The sequence below is a fragment of the Sediminimonas qiaohouensis DSM 21189 genome, assembly GCF_000423645.1.
Classification (GTDB): Bacteria; Pseudomonadota; Alphaproteobacteria; order Rhodobacterales; family Rhodobacteraceae; genus Sediminimonas; species Sediminimonas qiaohouensis.
Map to the genome: position 1 here is coordinate 68,134 of NZ_AUIJ01000003.1, position 22,735 is coordinate 90,868.

The window sequence follows — 22,735 nt, forward strand, 5'->3', positions numbered from 1 at the left end:
TCACCCATCCGAAGCCGGCCGTTCATTGGTTCAGGTCTTGTTGTCCGGGTTCAGCCAGCAGATGGCCGGGGCGACATGCACGGCGACGCGGGGCGATCCAGCATCTGAACGGGGCGACCTGCATTTTGGACGGGGTCCGTCGGGGACCAATTGCTTCGGGTAACCTCAACCCGGAGCTCCCATGCCGATCAATGATACATATGTCGTTCCTGAGCACGTCGTGAATTTCCTTTGCAACCATGAACGCAGCTTCCTCGCTCTCAGGCTTATCTATGGGCTGCTTTACGCCCTCGACACTGCCCTCAGGGGCAAGATGGCACTCGTGCCCGCGCATTTCCCGAGGGAACACAGAGTGCGCACCAGCAGCCTGGCTGCGGCCGTCGGACCAGAGAAGGCCAAGGACAACCGCTGGATCCATGATGCATGCGAGGAACTTGCCGATCAGAACATCCTGAAAACAGCGACGGTCCAGGGACGGGTCTTTCGGTTCCAACTCGGCAACGAATTCTCAGCGGCGTTCCGGAAGCCGACAAAGGCCTTCGCGATCATGCGGACCGAGCAGGTTAGGCAATGCCGCACCCTGCACGACCTCATTTTCCTCTCGCTTGCTTGCCTGCACGGCGGCAAGAACCGCCCAAGGTTCCTCCTCCCTCGCATTCCCGTTCGTCTCGAGCCAACTACGTCCCGCATCTCGGTGCTCCCGCAGGACCCGCCGAAGCAGGCCCCGTGGCGAGTGACATGGTGTCGGTCCAGTCGGTCATGGACGAACTCGGCCCTTCGCGTCAGCGCGATCCTTGGACACGGCTATCTGATCGGTCCGCGCCAAGACATGATCGATGACTTCGTTTCCGAGGTTGCGGTGAAGGCTGCGCATGCCAAGACCCTCTGGGAACGCGGCAAATTGTACAAATTCCCACCAGGCACGCGATGCGTGATCGAGATCACAGCCGGAAGCGGGTGCAAGACCACCCTGAACGCCGAAGCCCTCGAAAATAAGTGGCACCAAACCGTCATCCAATAGGCGCAGAAAAACGACGACGGGGCATTTCCGCGCCCCGATGATCGACTCCAAATCTTCTCTTGAACGCAACACCAGGAGAGCACAATGATAGCCCCCGCCCCTCAGATCCCCGGCAATCTAAAGCAGAAGCTGATCGCCGCGGTCCGGCCGTTTCAACGCGAATACGACGCCATGACACTCGCCGAAGCGCGTCGGCTTCTGGCACGTCATGACTTCCAGATGCCCGTGCTGTGTTCTCTCGCCTTCCATGGCAACGGCAACCTGAAACAGGTCAATGTGCGCGAGAACCTGAAGCGCAAGGCGCCTTCCCCAAGGCAATTCGCCGCGTCAGTCACGATCTTTGCCTCGCCCGAGCAAGGCGCGAAGGATCTTCGTTCGGGATGCTTTCGATGGATCGCCGAGGACGCTGCCAAGAAGTTCCTGACCGAGGGGCGGCATCAGGCATTCCGGCTGTCCAACGCGGACATCGAGGCACTTCTACGCAGGGTCTTGGAGTATGCACCCTACCAGTCCATCGACTTCCGGGATGTATCGTTGCTCGCGATCCGGCGGGTCGTCGAAAAAGAGCGTGACCTGCGCCACGGCGAGAGCAACCATGCCCGCCTCGTTCGTCATGCGCAGCGGTCCACCCCCGAGGGTTTCCGGGAAGAGCTCGAGACGGAGCGCGCCGACGCGCTTGCCTGGCGCGATGGCCAGATCGCGAAAGGATACACATCGCTCTACTCCTTCGAATATGAATCCTGGCCTGAGGAACAGCGGGCTGTTCTCGCCTACCGGGAGCGTGCGTATCGGACCCGTTTTTCATGACGGTTCGATCGCCGCGACTCCAGCGAGGGCCGATCTTCAGCGAGATCTCACGCGCTCCCTGACCGTGACGCGCCTCCTGACCTTGATCGCTTTCTGGAACGGGGTCGTCGACCCTTCATAATGATGGGTCTCGGGGTCGATTTCGAGGTCCTCGCCGGGAGGCATTTCCATCTTCGCGCCACTCTGCGCCATAGCAATGACGTCTTCGTATCCTCCCCGCGGGGATGAGATGTGCACCGCCTCACGCGCTGCCACTTGTGCCTCCTGTTCCGTACGCGCCTCGGCGATCTTGCGCTTCTCCGCAGCGGCCTCGGCCTTGCGGGCCGCTTCCCGCTCCGCCGCAACCCGCTCAGACGCCTCGAGCCGCGCCCGCTCCCGTTCGAGAGCGCGGCGCTGCTCCCAGGCGACCCAGATCCCAGCGTTGTGCTTCCGGATTTCTTTCCGCGCCTTCACACGGCGCGGGTAGTTGGGCGCGGCGCCGTGGCTTGCCCTTGGCCCGACATGCGGTTGCACGACCAAACCGTCCGGCGCATGTCCTGCAGCCGCCATGGCTTCGTTGGACCGCAGGTCGATCCGCACATCCGCACCTACGCGCTTCAGGGCGGAGTTTGCGCGAATTTCCCACTCGTCCCGCATATTCTGGATTTCTTCAGGGCCGGTTCTGGCATGGTCCAGACATCGGATCTTCTCATTGAAAACTCCGGTGTCGCGGTCCTTCTTCCGATTAGATATCAGGATGTGCGCGTGGAAATTTCGGTTGGTGCGTGCGGGGTCCGAGAGGATGCCGAGATACTCTTCCCAGTCCATACTCCCCTGCCGATAGAGGCGCTCGACGCGCCTGCCGTCGTCACTGTCGTGAAACTTCGATGCGTGGATGACCCACTGCGCAGCCAGTCCATACCGGTCGGCCAAATTGCAGCAGTATCCATGGACAACCCGGCGCATCTCGTCGAGCGGCAGCTCGACAGGAAGCGCCACCTTGATCTCTCTTGCCAGCCGCGAGTTCTTGCGGGTTTCGGAGCGCTCGACCTGGTTCCAGAGGCGCTCAATGCCCCCGCTCCAGTTGACCGTCCCCTCCTCCAGCAGCCCGCCCCGGCGGGTGTAGGAGAAGGTCTGCCCGGTCCGCTCATCGTGCAGGCGGTAGCGCCCGATGTAGGCGGCCCGGGCAACGGCCCCGGCGGTCTTGCCACGAGTCAGTGGTGAGATGGAAAAATGGCATGCAGCGTGTCTCATGCCGAGGGAGATCAGGCCGCGGCCGGGATCCCGCTACGAAAAAAGGCCCGCTGCAGGCGCGCGGCAAACGGAGTTTGCGTAATTGCGCCTTCCGACCTCCTGGGTCGTCAGGTTCCGAAACCACCGCAATCATTCTTGGTCGCAAGAAACTTCGAGCGAAGCGCCGACCCGGGCACGACATCCCCTTCGAGATTCACGATGAAAGGAACCAAGGGATGTCGCGAAGCCGAAAGATGATCGAGGCGCTGGATCGCGAGATCGAACAGAAGAAGGCACGCCGATCCGACCTGATGCAGAAAGCGAAGGAGGAAGAGAGGCGCGCCGAAACCCGCAGGAAGATCATCTATGGCGGCGCGTTCTTTGCTTACCTCGCCACGCTGTCTCCCGAGAACGAAAGGCGGGTGAAGGCGGCCATCGACGCCATGATCAAGAACCAGAGGGACCGTCAGTTTTTGGGGCTTTCAGACGAGTGATCTCTAATCCGGCGGCGCCGTTGACGGTCTCCATGGCGATCTGTATTGTCCAGAACAAATAACGAACAGGCGCCATTATGAAGATCTTTGTTTCCTACTCCCACCGCGATGAGGGCACGCTGGAAAGGCTGAAGACCCACCTGTCTCCCCTTCGTCGGGATGGACGTATCGGAACCTGGTATGACCGCGAGATTCGGGCCGGCGGCGAAATCGGCGGGGAGATCTCGGCGGAGTTGGAGGCCTGCGACATAGTCTTCCTGCTCATCAGCCCCGATTTCCTGAACTCAGATTACTGCATGGACACCGAGATGACCCGGGCAATGGAGCGCCACGAGGAGGGAACAGCACGAGTAATCCCGATCATAGTGGAAGACTGCTACTGGAAGTCGAGCCCGTTCAAGAAGCTCAAGGCGCTGCCCAAGGACGGGAAGCCGATCAGCAATTGGACCAATGAGAACACCGCGTTCTTGAACATTGTCGAAGAAGTTGCACGCGTCCTCGATGACATGGAACAGGCGCCGGCGTCGGCGCAGCCGGAACCGGGGGGTGCAACCCGTTCGGGCGAGCCACCACGGAAGTATCGGGTCCAGCGGCACTTCGACGACATCGACCGGAGTGACTTCCGAGATCGAGCATTCGATGAGATCCGGAGCTATTTCGAGCAGGCAGCGGCCGAACTGGATGCCCTCGAGGAACTCCGTGGTCGGTTCACGGCGAGGTCCGACAAGAAATTCTCCTGCACCGTGGTGAATCGGAGCCGGATACAGGGCGGGACCGCGCACATTACTATTCGATGCTCGACGGGCGGCCACGGTTTCGGAGACATCTCCTATGTCTACGCTGAAGACGCGGCGGACAATACTTCCAATGGCGGCTTCAACGTTGAGCACGATGAGTATGAGATGTTCCTGACGGCCACGATGAACTTCATGCGGGGCAACCAGGAAGATCGCATGACGCCGCATCAGGCGGCAGAGAGCCTTTGGACAGAATTCCTCGAGCAAGCGGGGGTGAGCCTTGCCTGAGACGATCCCATTCCGGTGCAATAATTGCGGCCATCGTTTCTCGGCCGAGGTGCTGAGTGAAGACGAAAAACAAGAGGCTCGACAGGAAAAGCGGCCGACGTCCAGTATTCATTGCCCGAAATGCAATCGGATCGATATTCGTCGCGGCTGGGAATGAATTCTACCTGATTGCTTCCCCCCGACACACTCATCCCCTATCCTGCCGACGACGAGCCGGGCCGCGAAGATCCGGGTGGCAAGAAAAGGGACGGGCATGCCGCTTCTGCACTGGTTGACGAGGGATGAGGATCTGCGGGCGGCGGATCGAGTGCCGTATCGGCTGCTCGACGAGGTGCCCGACCTGAGCTTCGGAGACGGCGACGAGGGGTTGCTGGTGCAGGGCGACAACCTCGAGGCGCTGAAGGCACTCTTGCCCTTCTACGCGGGCCGCGTGAAGTGCATCTACATTGACCCGCCCTACAACACCCGGTCGGCCTTCGAGCATTACGACGACAGCCTCGAGCACGCGAAGTGGCTGGCCATGGTCGTACCCCGCTTGATGCTGCTGCGCGAGTTCCTGAGCGAGGACGGGTCGATCTGGGTGTCGATCGATGATCGCGAAGGTCACTACCTGAAGGTCGTCATGGACGAACTATTCGGCCGAAGGAATTTTCGGTGCACCTTCATCTGGAGGAAAGTGGACAGCCCGAACGATAACAAGGTCCCAATTACACCGGACCATGAATTCGTTCTCGTCTATGAAAAGAATTCTGAGCAGGCTGGTTTCCGACAAAAGAGCGATGAAGGGCTCCTTGATTCTTATCGCGTGACCGACGAAGAGCCGCGTCCCCACCGTGACCGCCTGATTAAGAAGAATGGAAAGAACTCTTTGCGGGCTGACAGACCGACAATGTTTTTTCCAATCGAAGCTCCAGATGGAACGGACGCATGGCCAATTCACGACGATGGGCGTGAAGCCAACTGGGCCTTCGGCAAGAAGGGAGTTGACCAACTGCGCAAGGAAGGCCGTCTTATCTGGAAGCAGCGAGAAAGGCAGGGCAAAATCGTCTGGGTTCCATACAGCCGAGAATTCGCGAGCAGTGATCCAAAACGTCCCAACGAGACCATATGGACAAATGAACACACCACCCGGCAGGCGAAAGCTCACGCGAGAGAACTGCTCCCGAATGTACAGCCGATCGATACGATTAAACCAGAGAAGCTAATCTCGCGGATCCTCCATATCGCCACCACTCCTGGAGACCTCGTCCTCGACAGCTTCCTCGGCTCCGGCACCACGGCGGCCGTCGCGCACAAGATGGGCCGCCGATGGATCGGGGTCGAGATGGGCGAGCATGCCCGCACCCACTGCGCCCTGCGCCTGCAGAAGGTCATCGAGGGCGAACAGGGCGGCATCTCGAAGGATGTCGGATGGGAGGGCGGCGGCGGCTTCCGCTTCTGCACCCTCGGCCCCGAGGTCTTCGACGAGGACGGCCGGATCGATCCGGCGATCCGCTTCGCCGACCTTGCCCGTCACGTCTGGTTCTCCGAGACCCGGCAACCGATGACCGACACGCCGGCCGGGCCTTTGCTCGGCGTCCATGACGAGCGTGCCGTGGCCCTGCTCTACAACGGTATCCTGAAGGACCGCAGCGCCGGGGGCGGCAATGTCCTGACACGCGCAGTGCTGAAGCTGATCCGCGACGACCTCGCCGCGGTCGCGCCGGACTTCGAGGGTGATCTGGTCGTCTACGGCGCCGCCTGCCGCCTGTCCGAAGCCACCCTGAAGGATCAGGGCATCCTGTTCCGCCAGACCCCTTACGACATCTCGGCGAGGACGTGACCATGCAGCTCAAGACCTACCAGAAAGACACGCTGGATACGCTCGACGCTTTCTTCGCCCGTGCCCTCGCCACTGGCCCGTCCGATGCCTTCCAGCACGCCGTGGAGGAGCAGGAGAAGCTTGCCCGGCTCGAGGGGTGGAAACCGGAGCCACGGGCCTACAAGTCGCTCGAGGCGCTTCCTGACGTGCCTTATGTCTGCCTGCGCCTGCCGACCGGCGGCGGCAAGACCCTGCTGGCGGCCGAGACGATCCGTCTGGCCACCCGCAGCTACCTGCGCCGGACCTGGCCCCTGACGCTCTGGTTCGTGCCGTCGGACGCAATCAAGACCCAGACGCTGGAGGCCTTGAAGGACCGGACGCATCCTTACCGTCGCAGGCTTGATGAAAATTTCGGCGGCCATGTCCGCGTCTTCGATATCACCGAGTTCGAGATGCTGCGCCCGCAGGACCTGTCGCGGTCGGCGTGCATTGTCGTCTCCACGATTCAGGCCTTTCGGGTGGCGAATACCTCCGGCCGCAAGGTCTATTCCCACCACGAAGAGCTGGAGCCCCATTTTTCCGGCGTGCCTACTGAGGGTATGGAGGTCGTCTCGCCCGAGGAAGCGGCCGAGAACGATATGCTGACCGAGGGGGCGGTGAAGTTTTCCTTTGCCAACCTGCTCTATCACCAGCGGCCCCTGATGATCGTGGACGAGGCGCACAACGCCGTATCAGGCCTGACCCGCGAGGTGCAGGCCCGAATCCGGCCGGCCGCCATCGTTGAGTTCACCGCGACACCGAAGAACCGCAACAATATCCTGCACTCCGTCACAGCGAGCGCGCTGAAGGACGAGGAGATGATCAAGCTCCCGATCCGTGTCCGGCCGCATGATGACTGGCGAGAGGCAGTCACGGGTGCCGTGGCGACGCGGAACATGCTGGAGGAGAAGGCGAAGAGGGACAGAGATCATATCCGGCCGGTGGTGCTCTACCAAGCGCAGGCGCGGAATGGTCACCCGACGGTGGCGGAGCTGAAGAAATACCTTATCGAAGAGAAGCTCATCCTGGAGGACCGGATCAAGATTGCCACCGGGGAGCAGCGCGAGCTGGACGGCGTCAACCTGCGTGATCCCGCGGAACAGACCCGCCACGTGATCACCGTGGACGCGTTGAAGGAGGGCTGGGACTGCCCCTCGGCCTATGTCCTCTGCGCTACCCAGAGGCTCCAGAGTCGGAGCGCTGTTGAGCAGCTTCTGGGGCGGGTCCTGCGGATGCCCTATGCGGCACGCCGGAAGGACGCGGCCCTGAACTGCGCCTACGCTCATGTCTCGGAGCCATCGTTCCGAGAGGCAGCCCAGGCGTTGACGGACAAGCTGATCGATATGGGGTTCACGGACGAGGAGGTGCGAGAGTCACTGAAGCCTCGTGGTGTGGAGCAGAATGACCAGGGGGAGCTCTTTGATCCGGATCCTGTACGTCCGAAGCCGGTCCTCCAGTTCACGGTTCCGGACAGCGAGGATGCTCGTGAGCGCCTCAATGGGATGCAAGATGCTGGCGTCGATTACATTCACCGCGATGACGGCACGTTGGTCGTCGGCGTCAAGGGTGAGGTGACCGACGAGGTCGCCCAAGGGGTCCGCGAGATGACTCCTGAGAAGGATCACGCCCACTTCGATGCCCAACTCAAAAAGCACCGGGCAACCGTTGAGGCCAGCCGCACGCTGGCCCAGAAAGGCTACGTCATCGAGATCCCCCAGCTTCTGGTGGAGATGGCGGGCGAGACCTTCCTCGCCGAGACCGACGCGATCATGGAGCGCGTCGACTGGTCCTTGGATCGCCATCCCGCACGGCTGACTGAACAGGAGCTGAGCTTCCACCGGTCACAGGACGTCATCGAGATCGACCTCGAAGGCGAAAAGCTGGTTTACAGCCGCATGACTGAAGAGCAGCCGATCCTATCGGGCCTGCATGCTCCAACGGAAGCCGACCTCGAGGCATCGCTCGTACAATGGCTGGAGCGGGAATGTCGGGTGCCGGACATACCCCAAGCCGAGATGCTGCCTTGGATCGCCGCCGTGGTGGTTGACCTTGTCACGAACAGGGAGGTCAGTATCCGGACACTGATCGACTGGCAGCACCAGATCGCGGCGCGCATCCGGTGGAAAATCCAGGCGATTCGCGACGAGGAAAAGACCCGAGCGCACCAGATGGCTTTGTTCGATGATCAGGCGAAACCGACCTGGACCGACAGCCGCGTCGTTAGGTTCGACGACACGATCTACCAGAACGTTCCTACGCAAACGATCGGAGCCTTTCGGTTCAAGCGCCACTTGCTCGGGGCCGACCGGGCGCCGCTCATCGATGGAGACCTAAACGGCGAGGAATTCCAGTGTGCTTGGAGCCTCGACAGCCTCGATGAGGTCGAGGTCTGGGTGCGGAACGTGGCGCGGCACCGCAATTCCTTTTCGCTGCCCCGGATCGGCCGGCGGTTCTACCCCGACTTCGTAGCGCGGCTCCGTGACGGCCGAATTTTCGTCGTTGAATACAAGGGCGAGCACCTCATCGGCGCTCCAGAGGCCCGCGAAAAGAACGCGATCGGAAATATCTGGGCCCGCACCACGGGAAACGTATTCCTCATGGTGCGCAAGGTGGCCCACGGCGTTGAGATGGCGGATCAGATGAGGAATGCAGTCGCGGCGAGTTGACAAGGCCGACGTTGCTATAGAGATGTCATGGAAGGCGGGGAGCGGCCGTTCGCTGGTCTGGCGAACGATCCGAATGAAGTCGACGAAAACGGACACTCGCAGCAGAATTCTTTGCATGCCCTTTTCTCCGTCACGATGAGCCGGAAACCGTACCCTTGGCCGCGCGACATGAAAATTCGCCATGGAAATGGCGAAGGCTCGCACTGAGCCGCTATGAGGGCTATAAAAATACAGCAAGCACACGGCATGAGATCAGAAATGACGATCGAGCAAATTTCACTACTTCGGAATGTTGGGCAATTCGATAATGCTTCCTCTGGCGCCCAGGTGCCGCTGACCCCTTTTTCGGTGATCTACGCGGAGAACGGTCGAGGCAAGACGACGCTCTCGGCCATCCTTAAATCTCTCGCATCAGGTGATCCGTCCTTGATCCAGAATCGAAAGCGTTTGAAGGCCAAACACGAGCCTCACGTGATAATTCAGCTGTCGGGCGCGCCGGCGATATTCAGGGAAGGCGCCTGGTCCGCGACCCAGCCCGAGATCCACGTCTTCGATGATGCATTCGTCGCCGAGAACGTGTGCTCCGGGATCGAGATCGAAACCAGCCATCGACAGAACCTGCACGAGCTGATCCTCGGTGCGCAGGGCGTTGCGTTGAGCAGAGCGCTCCAAGGCCATGTCGAACGGATCGAGCACCACAACAAGGACCTTCGTGCTAAGCAGGAAGCTATCCCAGCGGCGGCCCGCGGTCCTTTCAATGTCGATGCCTTTTGTGGCCTCAGCCAGAACAAGGAGATCGGAAAGGAGATCGAGGAATCCGAGCGGCGGCTGGCGGCCGCAAAGGCCGCCGGAGCGATTCACCAGCGCGCGGCGTTTCAGGCACTCAATTTGCCAGGCTTCGATCTGGACCGGATCCGCGACTTGCTGAGTAGAAGCCTCCCGGACCTCGAAGCCGGCGCGGCAGCCCGAGTGCGAGACCACCTGAGGAAGCTTGGCCGGGGTGGAGAGAGCTGGGTCGCTGAGGGCATGCCACGGATTGAAGCGGCGTCGACGGGCCTCGATCACAGGTCTTGCCCTTTCTGCGCCCAGGACCTTGCAGGTTCCACCCTGATCCCGCACTATCAAGCCTACTTCAGCGAAGCATACACCCAGCTGAAGGAAGACATTCGAACCCTCGGCCAAGGGGTCGCGGCCGACCACGACGGCGAGGTGATGGCTGGTTTCGAGCGATCTGTGCGGGACGCCTCGGAGACCCGCGACTTCTGGAAGGCCTTCACACCGATCCCGGACATCCAAATCGATACCGCGGCGGTCGTCCGCGCATGGACAGCCGCCCGCGAAGGCGTTCTTGAGATACTTCGGGCCAAGGCGGCTTCGCCTCTCGAGCCCCTTCAGCTGCCCGATCAGGCCGCCGAAGCCGTCGCGGCATTCGAAGCGCAGCGGAGGTCGGTGGCTGAGGCCTCTGACAATTTCTTGGCCTGCAATGAGGCGATCAAGACGGTCAAAGAGCAAGCCGCGTCCGCGGATATATCTGCGTTGGAAGGCGACCTCGTGCGGCTGAAGGCTATCAAGGCTCGCTTTCTGCCGGACGTCGCGGCGAAATGCGATGAGTATCTGAAAGAGAAGGCCGAGAAGGCCAGGACGGAAGCGGCCAGGACGAAGGCGCGAGAAGCACTTGACAATTACCGCGAGACAATCTTTCCGGCCTACGAGGTCTCCATCAATGACTATCTCGTGAAATTCAACGCGGGTTTCCGGCTCGGTTCGGTGACCTCGGTGAACAACCGCGGCGGCTCCGCCGCCAACTACCACGTGGTCATCAACAATGAGAACGTTCCGTTGACGGCCGGCGCCGGCCCGTCATTCCGGACCACCCTTAGCGCGGGGGATCGAAACACACTCGCTCTCGCCTTCTTCTTCTCGTCGCTCGAGCAGGCCGGCAACCTGGCCGACAAGATCCTCGTGATCGATGATCCGATGACCAGCCTGGACGAACACCGATCACTGACGACCATGGAGGTCATGCGGGAGCTGTACGACCAAGTCCGGCAGATCATTGTGCTATCCCACTCGAAACCTTTCCTTTGCGACCTGTGGGCGTCGGCTGACAAGAACGGCCGCTCTTCCGCTCGGATCGCGCGCGGTAACCCGGGCTCCACGATCATTGCGTGGGACGTTTCTGCGGACGCGGTGACCGAGCACGATCGACGGCACAAGCTCGTTCGGGACTACCTTCATAGCGCCGATCATACCAAGGAACGCGAAGTAGCTGCCGCTCTCCGGCACATCCTCGAGAGCTACATGCGGGTCGCATGCCCCGCCTACTGTCCGCCGGAGCGCCTTCTCGGGAACTTCCTGATCGAGTGCGAGCAGAAACTCGGAGGGCAGGACGAGATACTGTCGGAAGCGAACGTTAAGGAGCTGAAGCAGCTATTGGCCTACGCGAACCGCTTTCATCACGACACTAACCCGGCTTGGCAGACGGTATCGATCAACGATGCCGAACTCGTGGGATACGCCGAGCGCACCCTAAATTTCTGTTCAAGGAATTGATGAGCAGCCTAAAGCTCGAACGGCCGCTTCGGGAGATGCATCGCAGCGCCGGACTATGGCTCGAATGGTTGCAATGTGGCGTGAGCGACGGGCGGAAAGGCCGTCGGCCCGCGCAGCTGAATGCGGAAGCCGACGCCCTGTTCTTCTCATCCGCCCACGCGGCGGCTCATGATAGGCCGGAGCCGAGGAAAAGATGAAATCGACCGGCGAGCCGGCAAATCCCCGTCCCCGAACCACCTATGCGGCGGCTGTTTGTTGGACCCTCGCCGGCCCTGAAGCTGAGACGTGAAAGCTCCGCGCGAGCAGAAATCCCATCTCTCAGGCTCCCATTCGCATGTAGCGCTCGTAGTCGTCCTCCTCGCTCCGGAGCGCCTGAAGCTCGCGTTCCAGGTGCTGCGCGATGGGGACGAGCTTGCGACCATCCTCCGGTCGGGCGCGGAGGATTTCCAAGATTATCTTGTATGCGGCTTCGAGCCTTTCCGGAGTCATGAAACGATCCTTCCTCTTTCCTCCGGAGGAGGTCGGATCGTTTCGAAATGGTCGGAAAAGGCTTACTCGACCCGATATCCTTGGGCCTTGAATTCGGCCTCGATGAGGCTCCAGATCTCTGCGTGTGGGCGCGGTCGCCACGTCTCCGTGGGAAAGGCGACCAGCTCGGCATAGAGCGCGCGAAGCCTGAGTTCCGGCCCGTCGCCGTAGACCGGGCGTCCACGAAGCTTGCCGACGGAATGGCCGAGGAGAAATGCTCGTTCCTCGTTTGTCATGCCTGCAGCCCGGCCGCGTTCTTCCCAGGTGTGCCTCGTGCCGCCGAAGGTATAGGGCTTTCCACCTTCGGGATGTGGGGGGAAGAGCCCATTGTCCCTCATGAACTTATTGATGTCGCCTGAGAAACTGCCTTTAGATCGATACCGGGAGAAGCCCTCTGGATGGCGACGCATTACTTCGAGTGCAGCGCCGAGGAGAGGAACGAGCCTGATGGATGCGAGATTCTTGATGTCGCGGGCGTGCTCTCCCTCTTCGACATACCTGATCCGTAAGTGCGGGATTGGATGGTTGAGGATGATGTCCTCGGGCGGAACGTGAACGATCTCAGTCTGCCGGCACCCCGTTTCGGCAGCGACAATCCCGATATCGACACGCTCATCGGTTTCGATCACTTCGGTCAGTCTGCCGCTGACGAGGTCTCGCACCCATGCGACAGGAAGCGCGGGCTTCCCTCCTTGGTTTGAGGATCTGTCCTTTTTCGGCCTCGATTTGATCTTGAACCCGGCGACCGGGTTGAAAATCTGGCTCGGAAGAGTCCCTGCAAGCTCATGAAACTCGGCAATCATTTGCCTCAGATACCGAAGGCGCTTGATGGCCTGGTCATCCGAGATACTCCCGGAATTCACTCTATTCTGCCAATGATTGTAGTATCGCCGCGCGTCGTCCTCTGTGATCTCATGCACGTTCTTGTTCGAGACGACTTCAGAGAAGATTCGTGCGGCGTGCTTGTAGCGGTTGCGCCACTGCCGCATCTGATCGTGGTGCTTCCCTTTCACCTTGTGCTCCCATCGCTCCTCCATGATCTCTGGCATATCGCGGATCTTTATGTGGGGGACGTCGCAGACCCCGAGTGCCGCAGGTATCACGGGCGAGTCTGCAGAAATGACATCGAGCTTCTCGATCCTGTCGACCAGATCCTCGAGCGACCCGGCCAAGAGGCCTTGGATCGGGATATAGGGCAGCTGAAGGTCGTTAAGCAGCGCCACCGCAGCTTCGAAGGCCTCGGCCGAGGGCCCCTGGTTTTCTTGCAGCAGGCGGGCCTTCCAAACCTTCCGAAGCGCGTTCTTTTTCAAGAAGGCAGCAGCTCTCGCCTCTGCTTCATCGCGGGTTTTCAAGGACTGATTGATTTCGGTCCTGGGCTCTACGGTGCGGAATTCCGCAGGAACCCGCCAGCGGAGGTAGTAGACATTACCACGGCGCTCAACGCCATCGACGCAATTGGGTAAGCTCATAAAAAAGGTGCTCCACAGTTTGCCACACAACGGAGCCGCCGGTCTTTGTCGGTTATCCGACCTGTTCAGGCTCCAAGTGTCGGAGAAGTGGGAGCTTTTTCAGGGCGGCGGAAATCGCGTCTCCGCCGCCGATAATTCTCTCCTGGGCACCATTTCTCCCCAACATGGACGCGCGAAATGCCCCTAAAACAGGGGCTTTTGTCCATTTGGCGGGTGCGCTTTCCTCATGGCTGACCAAGCGACCCCACCCAATACCCCGACAAATTGGGGTATCGGGCGGCAGATGCGAATCCTCTCCTCCGTACTGAATTGGTGCCGTCCTTACGGGCGCGGGTGCTGCGGGCTCAGGCCGCGGGCCGAAGCCCGCCGAGGCGCAGTAGCGCATCAACGATCTCTTCGACGCCCCGCCCATGGCGCAGGGCGGCCATCACGAAGGGGCGCTCCTCACGAATACGCGCGGCATCGGCTTTCATCACCTCAAGCGAGGCGCCGACATGTGGCGCGAGGTCGGTTTTGTTGACGATCAGCAGGTCCGAGCGGGTGATCGCCGGGCCGCCCTTGCGCGGGATGTCCTCGCCCGCCGCCACGTCGATGACATAGAGCGTGATGTCCGCCAGTTCCGGGCTGAAGGTCGCGGAAAGGTTATCACCGCCGGATTCGATCAGGACGATCTCAAGGCCCGGATGCCGCGCCTCAAGCTGCGCGATGGCCGCAAGGTTGATCGAGGCATCCTCGCGGATCGCCGTGTGCGGGCAGCCGCCGGTTTCGACCCCGATCACCCGGTCGCGGGGCAACACCTGCATGCGCATCAGCGCCTCGGCGTCCTCCTGCGTGTAGATGTCGTTTGTGATGACGCCGAGGCCGTAGCCAGGGTGCAGCGCCTTGGCGAGCTGCGCGGTCAGCGTGGTCTTGCCGGCGCCGACGGGGCCGCCGATGCCGACCCGCAGGGGCCCGTTCAAAGATGTCATGTGCGAAAGATCCTCGGTTCCATGGGTTCGTGCCGCATCGCGGCGATGTCGGACAGGAACGCCGCGCTCGACAACGAATCGAGGGGCGCGTCGACCGCCTCGCCCGAGACATCGCGGCAAAGCGGCGTAAGGTGGGCCAGTATGCGCTGCCCCGCGGTCTGGCCGATCGGTGCCAGCCGTTGCGCGGCCTGCAGCAGGTTGCTGGCCATCGCCTGCAGGTACATCGCGCCCGTCAGCGGTGCGGGCAGCCCGCGCAGGCCAGCCGCGGCGCCCACGGCCACCGGCAGCACCAGGGGCGGCAGTGCAAGGTCCCATATCGCGTTTGTAGTGGCGGCAAAGGCACGGCCCTGCGCCTCGGCCTCAAGCAGGCGTTCGCGGCCGGCGGCAAAGGCGCGGGCGGCCTCGTCGATCTCGGGCCACTGCGCCGGCGCCGCCCGGTGCGCGGCGCCCAGAAGCATGCAGTCGCTGCGCCCCGTGCCGTGGCCGATCACGTCGTGCAGCCACGCTTCCAACTCATGCGCACCGCGCAAGCGCCCGTCGGCCACCGCGGACTCCAGCCCGTGCGAATAGGCGAAAGCCCCCACCGGGTACGCCGGCGAGAGCCATTGCGCCAGCGTCAGCACATCCGCGTCACACGGCATGCGCCGTCGCCCCGTGGGCGTGCGAATGGGTGCGCCCATGGCCGTAGGCGCCGGCCTCGGGGCGGAAGGGGGCCTGGCCCTCGGTCACGGTGGCGCCGAGATGATTCAACATGTGCCCGATCACCGGATCGCGGCGGATCACAAGGCGGTCGGCCTCGACCTGGCAGGGCGTGTGGCGGTTGCCGATGTGCCATGCCAGCCGCGCGAGGTTGGCCCCGGTGACGATGAACACGGGTTCCGTGGCGGCGCGAATGCACACCGCGCCCCCATCGGCGAGGATCAGGGCATCGCCGTCCTCCAGCGACACGGTCTGCTGCAGATCGACAAGGAACTCTGCGCCCCCGTCGGTGGTCATCCGTTTGCGGCGAAGGAACCGCGCGTCGTAGTCCAGCGTGCAAGTCTCGGCTCCGCCGGTCCAGTCGCCGGCGCGCTTCAGGGTCTGGGCGAGGGGCAGCTCGGTCATGGTCGGTCCTCAGAACAGGAAATAGCGTTGCGCCATCGGCAGTGTCTTGGCGGGTTCGCAGGTCAGCAACTCGCCGTCGGCGCGCACCTCGTAAGTTTCGGGGTTCACCTCGATCCGGGGTAGCGCGTCATTGAGCACGAGGTCGCGCTTGCCGATCCCGCGGGTGCCCCGCACCGACAGGGTCTGCTTTCTCAGCCCAAGCGCGCCGCGAATGCCAGCCGCCTGCGCCGCGGACGAGACGAAACTCACCGCCGAATTCTCGACGCTGCGGCCGTGGGCGCCAAACATCGGTCGCGAATAAACCGGCTGCGGCGTCGGGATAGAGGCGTTGGGATCGCCCATCTGCGCCATCGCGATGGTGCCGCCGATCAGTACCATCTCGGGCTTGACCCCGAAAAACGCCGGATCCCACAGCACCAGATCGGCGCGCTTGCCCACCTCCACTGAGCCGGTCTCGTGCCCGATGCCTTGCGCGATCGCCGGGTTGATCGTGTATTTGGCCACGTAGCGGCGGGCGCGCAGGTTGTCGTTGTCGCCCGCCTCGTCGGCCAGGCGCCCGCGCTGTTTGCGCATCTTGTCGGCGGTCTGCCACGTGCGGATGATCACCTCGCCCACCCGGCCCATGGCCTGGCTGTCCGAGGCGATGATCGAAAAGGCGCCCATGTCGTGCAGGATGTCCTCGGCCGCGATGGTTTCGCGGCGGATGCGGCTTTCGGCAAAGGCCACGTCCTCGGGCACCCGCTTATCCAGGTGGTGGCACACCATGAGCATATCGAGATGCTCTTCGATGGTGTTGGCGGTATAGGGCCGCGTCGGGTTGGTCGAGGACGGCAATACGTGTTCCTCGCCGCAGATGCGGATGATGTCGGGAGCGTGCCCGCCGCCCGCGCCCTCGGTGTGGAAGGCGTGAATTGTCCGGCCCTTCATCGCCGCGACCGATGTCTCGACAAAGCCCGACTCGTTGAGGGTGTCGGTGTGGATCATCACCTGCACGTCGTGGTCATCGGCCACCGACAGGCAGCAGTCGATGGCGCCCGGCGTGGTGCCCCAGTCCTCGTGCAGCTTGAGCGCGCAGGCCCCGCCCTCGACCTGTTCCACCAGCGCCCCGGGTTGCGAGGCATTGCCCTTACAGGCAAAGCCAAGGTTCATCGGGAAAGCGTCGGCGGCCTGGAGCATCCGGCCGATGTGCCACGGCCCTGGCGTGCAGGTCGTGGCCAGCGTGCCGTGGGCCGGCCCGGTGCCGCCGCCCAGCATCGTGGTGATCCCCGAGTGCAGCGCGTCCTCGATCTGCTGGGGGCAGATGAAATGGATGTGGCTGTCGACGCCGCCAGCCGTCAGGATCCGGCCCTCGCCGGCGATCACCTCGGTCCCGGGGCCGATCACGATGTCGACGCCGGGCTGGGTGTCGGGATTGCCCGCCTTGCCGATGCCGGCGATGCGGCCGTCGCGCAGACCGATGTCGGCCTTCAGGATACCGCAGTGATCGAGGATCAGCGCGTTGGTGATGACCGTGTCAACCGCGCCGCCGGCGCGCGTGGCCTGGCTTTGGCCCATGCCGTCGCGGATCACCTTGCCGCCGCCGAACTTGACCTCTTCGCCGTAGGGGCCGGTCAGGTCGCGCTCGACCTCGATCACCAGCTCGGTATCGGCCAGCCGCAGCCGGTCGCCGGTGGTCGGGCCGAACATCGCGGCGTGGTCGCTGCGGGGGATCGTGGCGGGCATCACAGCTCTCCCATGATCTGCTGATTGAACCCGAAGACCCGGCGCGCCCCCGCGATCGGGATCAGCGCCACCTCGCGGCGCTGGCCGGGCTCGAACCGAACCGCCGCGCCGGATACGATGTCGAGCCGCAGGCCGCGCGCCGCCGCGCGGTCGAACTCCAACGCGCTATTGGCCTCGGCAAAGTGGTAGTGGCTGCCCACCTGCACGGGCCGGTCGCCGGTGTTGGCAATCATCAGCACCGTAACCGGCCGGCCCGCGTTGAGCGTCAGCATGCCGTCGGCCGCAAATACCTCTCCGGGGATCATTTGCGCCTGCTCCACGCCAGCGCGATCAGCGCCGCCACGACCAGTGCGGATGTCACCGCCAGCCACTGCGCGCCATCGTGCGGGTGCGTGTGCGCGCCCCCGTGGGCGGCGGCGGGATGTGCGACCAGCAGGGCGGGCAGGGTCAGGAAAAGCTGTCTCATGTGGGGCTCCTTCATCGGATTGGCCATCATCGGATTGGATCGTGAACGGTGACGAGTTTGGTGCCATCGGGGAACGTCGCCTCGACTTGGACTTCGCCAATCATTTCGGGGACGCCCTCCATGCAATCCTCGCGCCGGATCACCTGCGCGCCGGCGGTCATCATCTCGGACACCGGGCGGCCGTCGCGCGCGCCCTCGACCACCGCGTCGGTGATCAACGCGATCGCCTCGGGGTGGTTGAGCTTGACGCCGCGCGCAAGGCGCCGCCGGGCGACCTCGGCTGCCATCGCCACCATCAGCTTGTCTTTCTCACGGGGGGTGAGTTTCATGCGCTCAAAGTCTCCATGATCTGGGAAGGCTGTCGCCGGTCAGCCGGTCAAGCACCGGCAACAGGGTCTGGCGTAGCGCGTGACCGTCCGCCGCCACCACCCGCATGATCAGCAGGTCGGGCGCCAGCAGGCTCGCGCCGCCGCTCATGGGCAGCAGGGCGCGCAGCGGGGCCAGCTCTGCCTGTGCCTCGGGGGCGGCATAGACGAGGCTGCACATCGCGGCCGCGCCGTCAGCGACGGACGGGCGCGCGAGCCGATCCGTGATCGCCCCGCTCAGGTCCAGCCCATCGCGATAGATCTGCCTGCCGCCCCGGGTGATCGACACGCGATCGCGGAACAGGCCCGTGCGAAGCGTCTCGCCCATGGCCGCGCGGCCGAAGAGGACCGGTTCCGCAAACAAGAGCCGCGCCGCCGGGTCCAGCGCCGCGGTCAAGCGCCGCTCAAGGGCGCAGCCGTCGTACAGGATCAGCTCCTGCGGCAGCCAGAACAGCGTTGCGCCGGTTGCGACGTCAAGCCGGGTCTCGACCCGACCCGGCACCGGCCCCTCGGCGCGGTAGGCGCGCTCGGCCGCCTGCGTGGTCAGGCACAGCGTCGCGCCGGGCCCGGTCGTGGCCGAGACGGATAGCCGGTCGCCCCCGGTGATGCCGCCCGCGGTGTTCACCATGATCGCCTCAAGCCTGTCGTGCGCCCGGGGAAAGACGGACTTGAGCGCACCGGACTGATCCAGCGCGGCCAGCCGCGTCGTGCGCGCCCGGCGCGCGGCGCCGACGTGAAGCCGCCCGCGCGTGCGCTGGGGACGCGGGGCGCGGGGCGCGTCTGGGGCGATGTCCGGTGTCACGAGCGTGATGGCGTTGGTCCTTTTGTGCGTGCTCCGTTCTGTCGAAGCACAGCAAACCGCCAACGGCACCCAAAAGCTGCAAATTTTGTACCGGACCTGATTTTCTTGCTGAATTATTGCGCGATTCACCGGCTGGGGCGCTAAAAATTCATCACTCTCGCGGTGCGCCGCGCGATCACCAGGTCAAGCATTTGCCGGACATGCTGCATTGCGGCAACGTTCGGGGGCCTCGATCCGCGGGGCGTCTGGAAACAGGGAAAGGGTGTGTGACGGCCGCCCGTCTGAACCACGAAAACGGTCGCCACACGAAATGCAACGCAAAGCGTCGCGGGGAGTACGCTAAGTGATCGCGCCTTGATGCGCAATCGCACTGGCCCGCCCCGCGCGGAAAGAAGAAAAAATGACGAAACTTACCAAATGCATGTTCACCGCCGCCGCCTTGGGGGCGATGGCCGCACCCGCTAGCGCGCAGGATTGCCCGGTCAAGGTGGGCGTTCTCCATTCGCTGTCGGGTACGATGGCGATCTCTGAGACGACGTTGAAGGACACCATGCTGATGCTGATCGATCAGCAGAACGCCGCGGGCGGCGTGCTGGGCTGCGAGATCGAGCCGGTGGTGGTCGATCCCGCCTCTGACTGGCCGCTATTCGCCGAGAAGGCGCGCGAGTTGCTGACCGTGCAGGAGGTCGACGTGATCTTCGGCAGCTGGACCAGTGTTAGCCGCAAATCCGTGCTCCCCGTCATTGAAGAGCTCAACGGCCTGATGTTCTACCCCGTGCAATACGAGGGCGAGGAAAGCTCAAAGAACGTCTTCTACACCGGCGCCGCGCCGAACCAGCAGGCGATTCCGGCGGTCGATTACTTCCTCGAAGAGCTGGGCATCGACAAGTTCGCGCTGCTGGGCACCGACTATGTCTATCCGCGCACCACCAACCAGATCCTGCAATCCTACCTGCAGGACAACGGCATCCCCGAGGAGGACATTTTCGTCAACTACACGCCGTTCGGCCATTCCGACTGGTCGACCATCGTGTCGGACGTGCAGGAACTGGCGGCCGGCGGTGGCAATGTCGGCGTGATCTCGACCATCAACGGCGACGCCAACGTGGGCTTCTACAAGGAACTCGCCGCCTCTGGCGTGGACGCCGCGGACATCCCCGTGGTCGCCTTCTCGGTCGGCGAAGAGGAACTGTCAGGCTTCGACACCGAGAACCTGGTCGGACACCTGGCCGCGTGGAACTACTTCATGTCCGCCGAAACGCCCGAGAACGAGGCGTTCATCGATAGCTGGCACGCCTTCATCGGCGACGAAAGCCGCGTGACCAATGACCCGATGGAGGCCCATTACATCGGGTTCAACATGTGGATCCAGGCGGTCGAGGCCGCGGGCACCACCGACGTGGATACCGTGCGCGCGGCGATGTACGGCCAGACCGTGCCCAACCTCACCGGAGGCACCGCCGAGATGCTGCCGAACCACCACCTGACCAAGCCGGTGCTGATCGGCGAGATCCAGGCCGACGGGCAGTTCGACATCATCAGCAAGACCGACGAGGTCCCCGGCGATGCATGGACGGACTTCCTGCCCGACTCTGCGAAGCTGGTCTCGAACTGGCCGGAACTGGGCTGCGGCATGTACGACAGCACTTCCGAGTCCTGCGTTCAGATCAAGTCGAACTACTGATCCGTGGCCGGGGCGCGGACGATCCGCGCCCCGGTGCTCTTTCGGAGGGCTCTCATGCTTCGCTTCATCATGCTGGCGCTGGTCTGTGCCGTTCTGCTGCCGGTCACGGGCCGGGCGCAGGATCTTCAGAAGGTCCTGCAATCCCACCACGCGGAGGTCGCCGATCCGGGCCGGCGCACCGTGGGCGTGGTGCTCGACGATCTGCTGGCCTCGGGGCTGCCGGGCGTTCAGACGTTTCTTGAACGCTGGCAGGACAAGGAAGTCGCGGTTCGTGTGTCCGACGGGCAATTCTTCTATGCCGAGGAAGCCGAGGACGACACCTACACGCTCTTCGCCATCCCTGGCGCGGAAACGGTCCGAACCGGCGTGTCCAGGGACGCCATCGAAGAGGTCAAGCCCAACGGCGGCGTGCGTCGCGAGATCCGCAATGCCCTTGTGGTGTTCCAGCTTTCCGATCCGGACATCGAAAAGCGCCGCGATGCCGTTCAGGCGATCGGCCGGTCCCTGAAACCCTCGCACCTGAAGTCATTGCAGGCCGCGATACCCGGCGAGACCGATCCGGCCCTGAAGGCCCGCAAGACCAGGCTGGCCGCCTACTTGGTCGCGCGCTACGGCAAGGTGGCCGATGCGCGGATCGCCGCGATCGCGGGGCTGTCGGACGACATCAGCGTCGAAACCCGCGCGGTCCTGAGCCAGATCCTCGAAGCGCGCCCCGGCGTAGCCGAAGCACTGCCGCGCGATGCCAACATCGCCCGGGTGCTTGAGCCGGGATCGGATGATCTGAGCCGCGCCGAGGCGTACGCGCGGTTGGTGGACGCGGGGCGCGCACGCGCCGTGGTCAACGCTGCGGACATCCGCGACGCGCTCGCGGCCCGCATCGACGGCGCGCGGGTGGGTGGCGTGCCGGTCGCGCAACTGGACACGCAGGCGGCCCGCGTGCGCGCCTACAAGGTGCTGGCGACGGATGGTGCGGTGCCGCCGCTGGTCACGCCCGCCGAGCAGGCCCGCGCGTTGCAGGAGCACGTATTCTTCGAGGTCTACCGCGAGGTCGACAGCCGCATCACCGACGCCGCACGCGACGCGCAGGCGTCCGTCGCCATGCGCCTCGCCGCGGGCAAGGCGGTGGATCTGACCCTCGACGCGATGTCGCTGGCGTCGATCTATTTCCTCGCGGCGATCGGGCTGGCCATCACCTTTGGCGTTATGGGGGTAATCAACATGGCGCACGGCGAATTCATCATGATGGGGGCCTATACCGGCTACCTCGTGCAACTTGTCGTGCCCGACTACACGCTATCGCTGGTTGTCGCGCTGCCGCTGGCCTTCGCCGTGACCTTCGGCGCCGGCGTCGCGATGGAGCGGCTGGTGATCCGCTGGCTCTATCACCGGCCGCTTGAGACGTTGCTGGCCACCTTCGGCATCTCGATTGCGCTACAGCAGCTGGCCAAGAACATCTTTGGCACGCAGGCGCGGCCGCTGACCTCGCCGGGGTGGCTGGACGGCGCGCTCGTGATCAACGACGTGATACAGATCAGCTATATCCGCATCGCGATCTTCGTTCTGGCGCTGCTGTTCCTCGGGCTGCTGCTGTTCGTGCTCAACCGCACGCGGCTGGGCCTCGAGGTGCGCGCGGTCACTCAGAACCGCGGCATGGCCGCCTCGATGGGGATCAACCCCGACCGCATCAACATGCTGACCTTCGGGCTGGGCTCGGGCATCGCAGGGATCGCCGGGGTGGCGATCGGGCTTTATGCCAAGGTGACCTCGGAAATGGGGCAGGACTACATCGTACAAAGCTTCATGACGGTGGTCGTGGGCGGTGTCGGTAACGTCTTTGGCGCGCTGGCGGGGGCCACGATGATCGGCTTCTTCCAGAAGGGGATCGAGTGGTTCAACCCGTCGAACACGCTGGCGGCGCAGACCTACATGATCCTTTTCATCATCCTGTTCATACAGGTCCGGCCCAAGGGCATCATGGCCCTCAAGGGCCGCGCCGCAGGAGACTGATC

The 22,735-nt window shown here is 63.3% G+C and carries 21 protein-coding genes; 10 read left to right on the forward strand and 11 right to left on the reverse strand.

The window, feature by feature from the left end:
• Positions 1 to 181 precede the first annotated feature (181 nt).
• Together G568_RS0104460 and G568_RS0104465 are read left to right on the forward strand one after the other, a co-directional pair.
• A complete protein-coding gene (locus tag G568_RS0104460; protein WP_026756901.1) occupies positions 182 to 1,021 on the forward strand; it encodes a hypothetical protein in 840 nt (279 codons plus the stop codon).
• Positions 1,022 to 1,105: 84 nt separating this feature from the next.
• Positions 1,106 to 1,828 (forward strand): hypothetical protein, encoded by a 723-nt coding sequence (locus tag G568_RS0104465; RefSeq protein ID WP_026756902.1) that lies wholly within the window; start codon positions 1,106 to 1,108, stop codon positions 1,826 to 1,828.
• 36 nt (positions 1,829 to 1,864) lie between these two features.
• Here the strand turns inward: G568_RS0104465 and G568_RS18255 are convergent, their stop codons facing one another.
• The gene (locus G568_RS18255; RefSeq protein ID WP_051202747.1) at positions 1,865 to 3,061 is read right to left on the reverse strand and encodes a MobA/MobL family protein; all 1,197 of its coding nucleotides are present in this window, start codon (positions 3,059 to 3,061) and stop codon (positions 1,865 to 1,867) included.
• Positions 3,062 to 3,294: 233 nt separating this feature from the next.
• On the opposite strand from G568_RS18255, the gene G568_RS18260 reads away from it, so the two are divergent.
• From G568_RS18260 to G568_RS0104495, 6 genes are all read left to right on the forward strand, one after another.
• Positions 3,295 to 3,534 (forward strand): hypothetical protein, encoded by a 240-nt coding sequence (locus G568_RS18260; RefSeq protein WP_157084280.1) that lies wholly within the window; start codon positions 3,295 to 3,297, stop codon positions 3,532 to 3,534.
• Between the two features lie 77 nt (positions 3,535 to 3,611).
• Positions 3,612 to 4,559: a toll/interleukin-1 receptor domain-containing protein gene (locus G568_RS18265; protein WP_037373679.1), complete on the forward strand. Its 948-nt coding sequence runs from the start codon at positions 3,612 to 3,614 to the stop codon at positions 4,557 to 4,559.
• A gap of 253 nt (positions 4,560 to 4,812) precedes the next feature.
• Positions 4,813 to 6,381: a site-specific DNA-methyltransferase gene (locus G568_RS0104485; RefSeq protein ID WP_026756903.1), complete on the forward strand. Its 1,569-nt coding sequence runs from the start codon at positions 4,813 to 4,815 to the stop codon at positions 6,379 to 6,381.
• 2 nt (positions 6,382 to 6,383) lie between these two features.
• Positions 6,384 to 9,065, forward strand: coding sequence for a DEAD/DEAH box helicase (locus G568_RS0104490; RefSeq protein ID WP_026756904.1), 2,682 nt, complete (start codon positions 6,384 to 6,386; stop codon positions 9,063 to 9,065).
• 27 nt (positions 9,066 to 9,092) lie between these two features.
• A complete protein-coding gene (locus tag G568_RS20200; protein WP_157084282.1) occupies positions 9,093 to 9,272 on the forward strand; it encodes a hypothetical protein in 180 nt (59 codons plus the stop codon).
• Between the two features lie 51 nt (positions 9,273 to 9,323).
• Positions 9,324 to 11,618, forward strand: a complete 2,295-nt coding sequence (locus G568_RS0104495) for an AAA family ATPase (RefSeq protein ID WP_026756905.1) — start codon at positions 9,324 to 9,326, stop codon at positions 11,616 to 11,618.
• A gap of 318 nt (positions 11,619 to 11,936) precedes the next feature.
• On the opposite strand, the gene G568_RS20205 is transcribed toward G568_RS0104495, so the two are convergent.
• From G568_RS20205 to G568_RS0104545, 10 genes are all read right to left on the reverse strand, one after another.
• Positions 11,937 to 12,107, reverse strand: coding sequence for a hypothetical protein (locus G568_RS20205; protein WP_157084285.1), 171 nt, complete (start codon positions 12,105 to 12,107; stop codon positions 11,937 to 11,939).
• Positions 12,108 to 12,169: 62 nt separating this feature from the next.
• Positions 12,170 to 13,615: a DUF6538 domain-containing protein gene (locus G568_RS0104505; RefSeq protein ID WP_026756906.1), complete on the reverse strand. Its 1,446-nt coding sequence runs from the start codon at positions 13,613 to 13,615 to the stop codon at positions 12,170 to 12,172.
• 344 nt (positions 13,616 to 13,959) lie between these two features.
• A complete protein-coding gene (gene ureG / locus G568_RS0104510) occupies positions 13,960 to 14,583 on the reverse strand; it encodes an urease accessory protein UreG (RefSeq protein WP_026756907.1) in 624 nt (207 codons plus the stop codon).
• On the reverse strand, positions 14,580 to 15,224 hold the full coding sequence (locus tag G568_RS0104515; RefSeq protein WP_026756908.1) for an urease accessory protein UreF: 645 nt from the start codon (positions 15,222 to 15,224) through the stop codon (positions 14,580 to 14,582). The genes ureG and G568_RS0104515 overlap by 4 nt, the downstream gene beginning before the upstream one ends.
• Positions 15,214 to 15,687 carry an urease accessory protein UreE gene (locus G568_RS0104520; RefSeq protein ID WP_026756909.1) on the reverse strand — a complete coding sequence of 158 codons (474 nt, stop codon included), beginning with the start codon at positions 15,685 to 15,687 and terminating at the stop codon, positions 15,214 to 15,216. The genes G568_RS0104515 and G568_RS0104520 overlap by 11 nt, the downstream gene beginning before the upstream one ends.
• Positions 15,688 to 15,696: 9 nt before the next feature.
• Positions 15,697 to 17,409: an urease subunit alpha gene (gene ureC / locus G568_RS0104525; RefSeq protein ID WP_026756910.1), complete on the reverse strand. Its 1,713-nt coding sequence runs from the start codon at positions 17,407 to 17,409 to the stop codon at positions 15,697 to 15,699.
• Positions 17,409 to 17,714 (reverse strand): urease subunit beta, encoded by a 306-nt coding sequence (locus G568_RS0104530; protein ID WP_026756911.1) that lies wholly within the window; start codon positions 17,712 to 17,714, stop codon positions 17,409 to 17,411. Before G568_RS0104530 ends, ureC begins: the two co-directional genes overlap by 1 nt.
• Positions 17,711 to 17,875 carry a peptidase M23 gene (locus G568_RS18270; protein WP_157084287.1) on the reverse strand — a complete coding sequence of 55 codons (165 nt, stop codon included), beginning with the start codon at positions 17,873 to 17,875 and terminating at the stop codon, positions 17,711 to 17,713. The genes G568_RS0104530 and G568_RS18270 overlap by 4 nt, the downstream gene beginning before the upstream one ends.
• Before the next feature lie 26 nt (positions 17,876 to 17,901).
• Positions 17,902 to 18,204 carry an urease subunit gamma gene (locus G568_RS0104540; protein ID WP_026756912.1) on the reverse strand — a complete coding sequence of 101 codons (303 nt, stop codon included), beginning with the start codon at positions 18,202 to 18,204 and terminating at the stop codon, positions 17,902 to 17,904.
• A gap of 4 nt (positions 18,205 to 18,208) precedes the next feature.
• Positions 18,209 to 19,042, reverse strand: coding sequence for an urease accessory protein UreD (locus G568_RS0104545; RefSeq protein ID WP_245582880.1), 834 nt, complete (start codon positions 19,040 to 19,042; stop codon positions 18,209 to 18,211).
• A gap of 400 nt (positions 19,043 to 19,442) precedes the next feature.
• Here G568_RS0104545 and urtA point away from each other — a divergent pair, with 400 nt between their 5' ends.
• Both urtA and urtB read left to right on the forward strand, forming a co-directional pair.
• Positions 19,443 to 20,726, forward strand: a complete 1,284-nt coding sequence (gene urtA / locus G568_RS0104550) for an urea ABC transporter substrate-binding protein (protein WP_026756914.1) — start codon at positions 19,443 to 19,445, stop codon at positions 20,724 to 20,726.
• Positions 20,727 to 20,780: 54 nt separating this feature from the next.
• The gene (urtB, locus tag G568_RS0104555; protein ID WP_026756915.1) at positions 20,781 to 22,733 is read left to right on the forward strand and encodes an urea ABC transporter permease subunit UrtB; all 1,953 of its coding nucleotides are present in this window, start codon (positions 20,781 to 20,783) and stop codon (positions 22,731 to 22,733) included.
• The last annotated feature ends 2 nt before the right edge of the window (positions 22,734 to 22,735 follow it).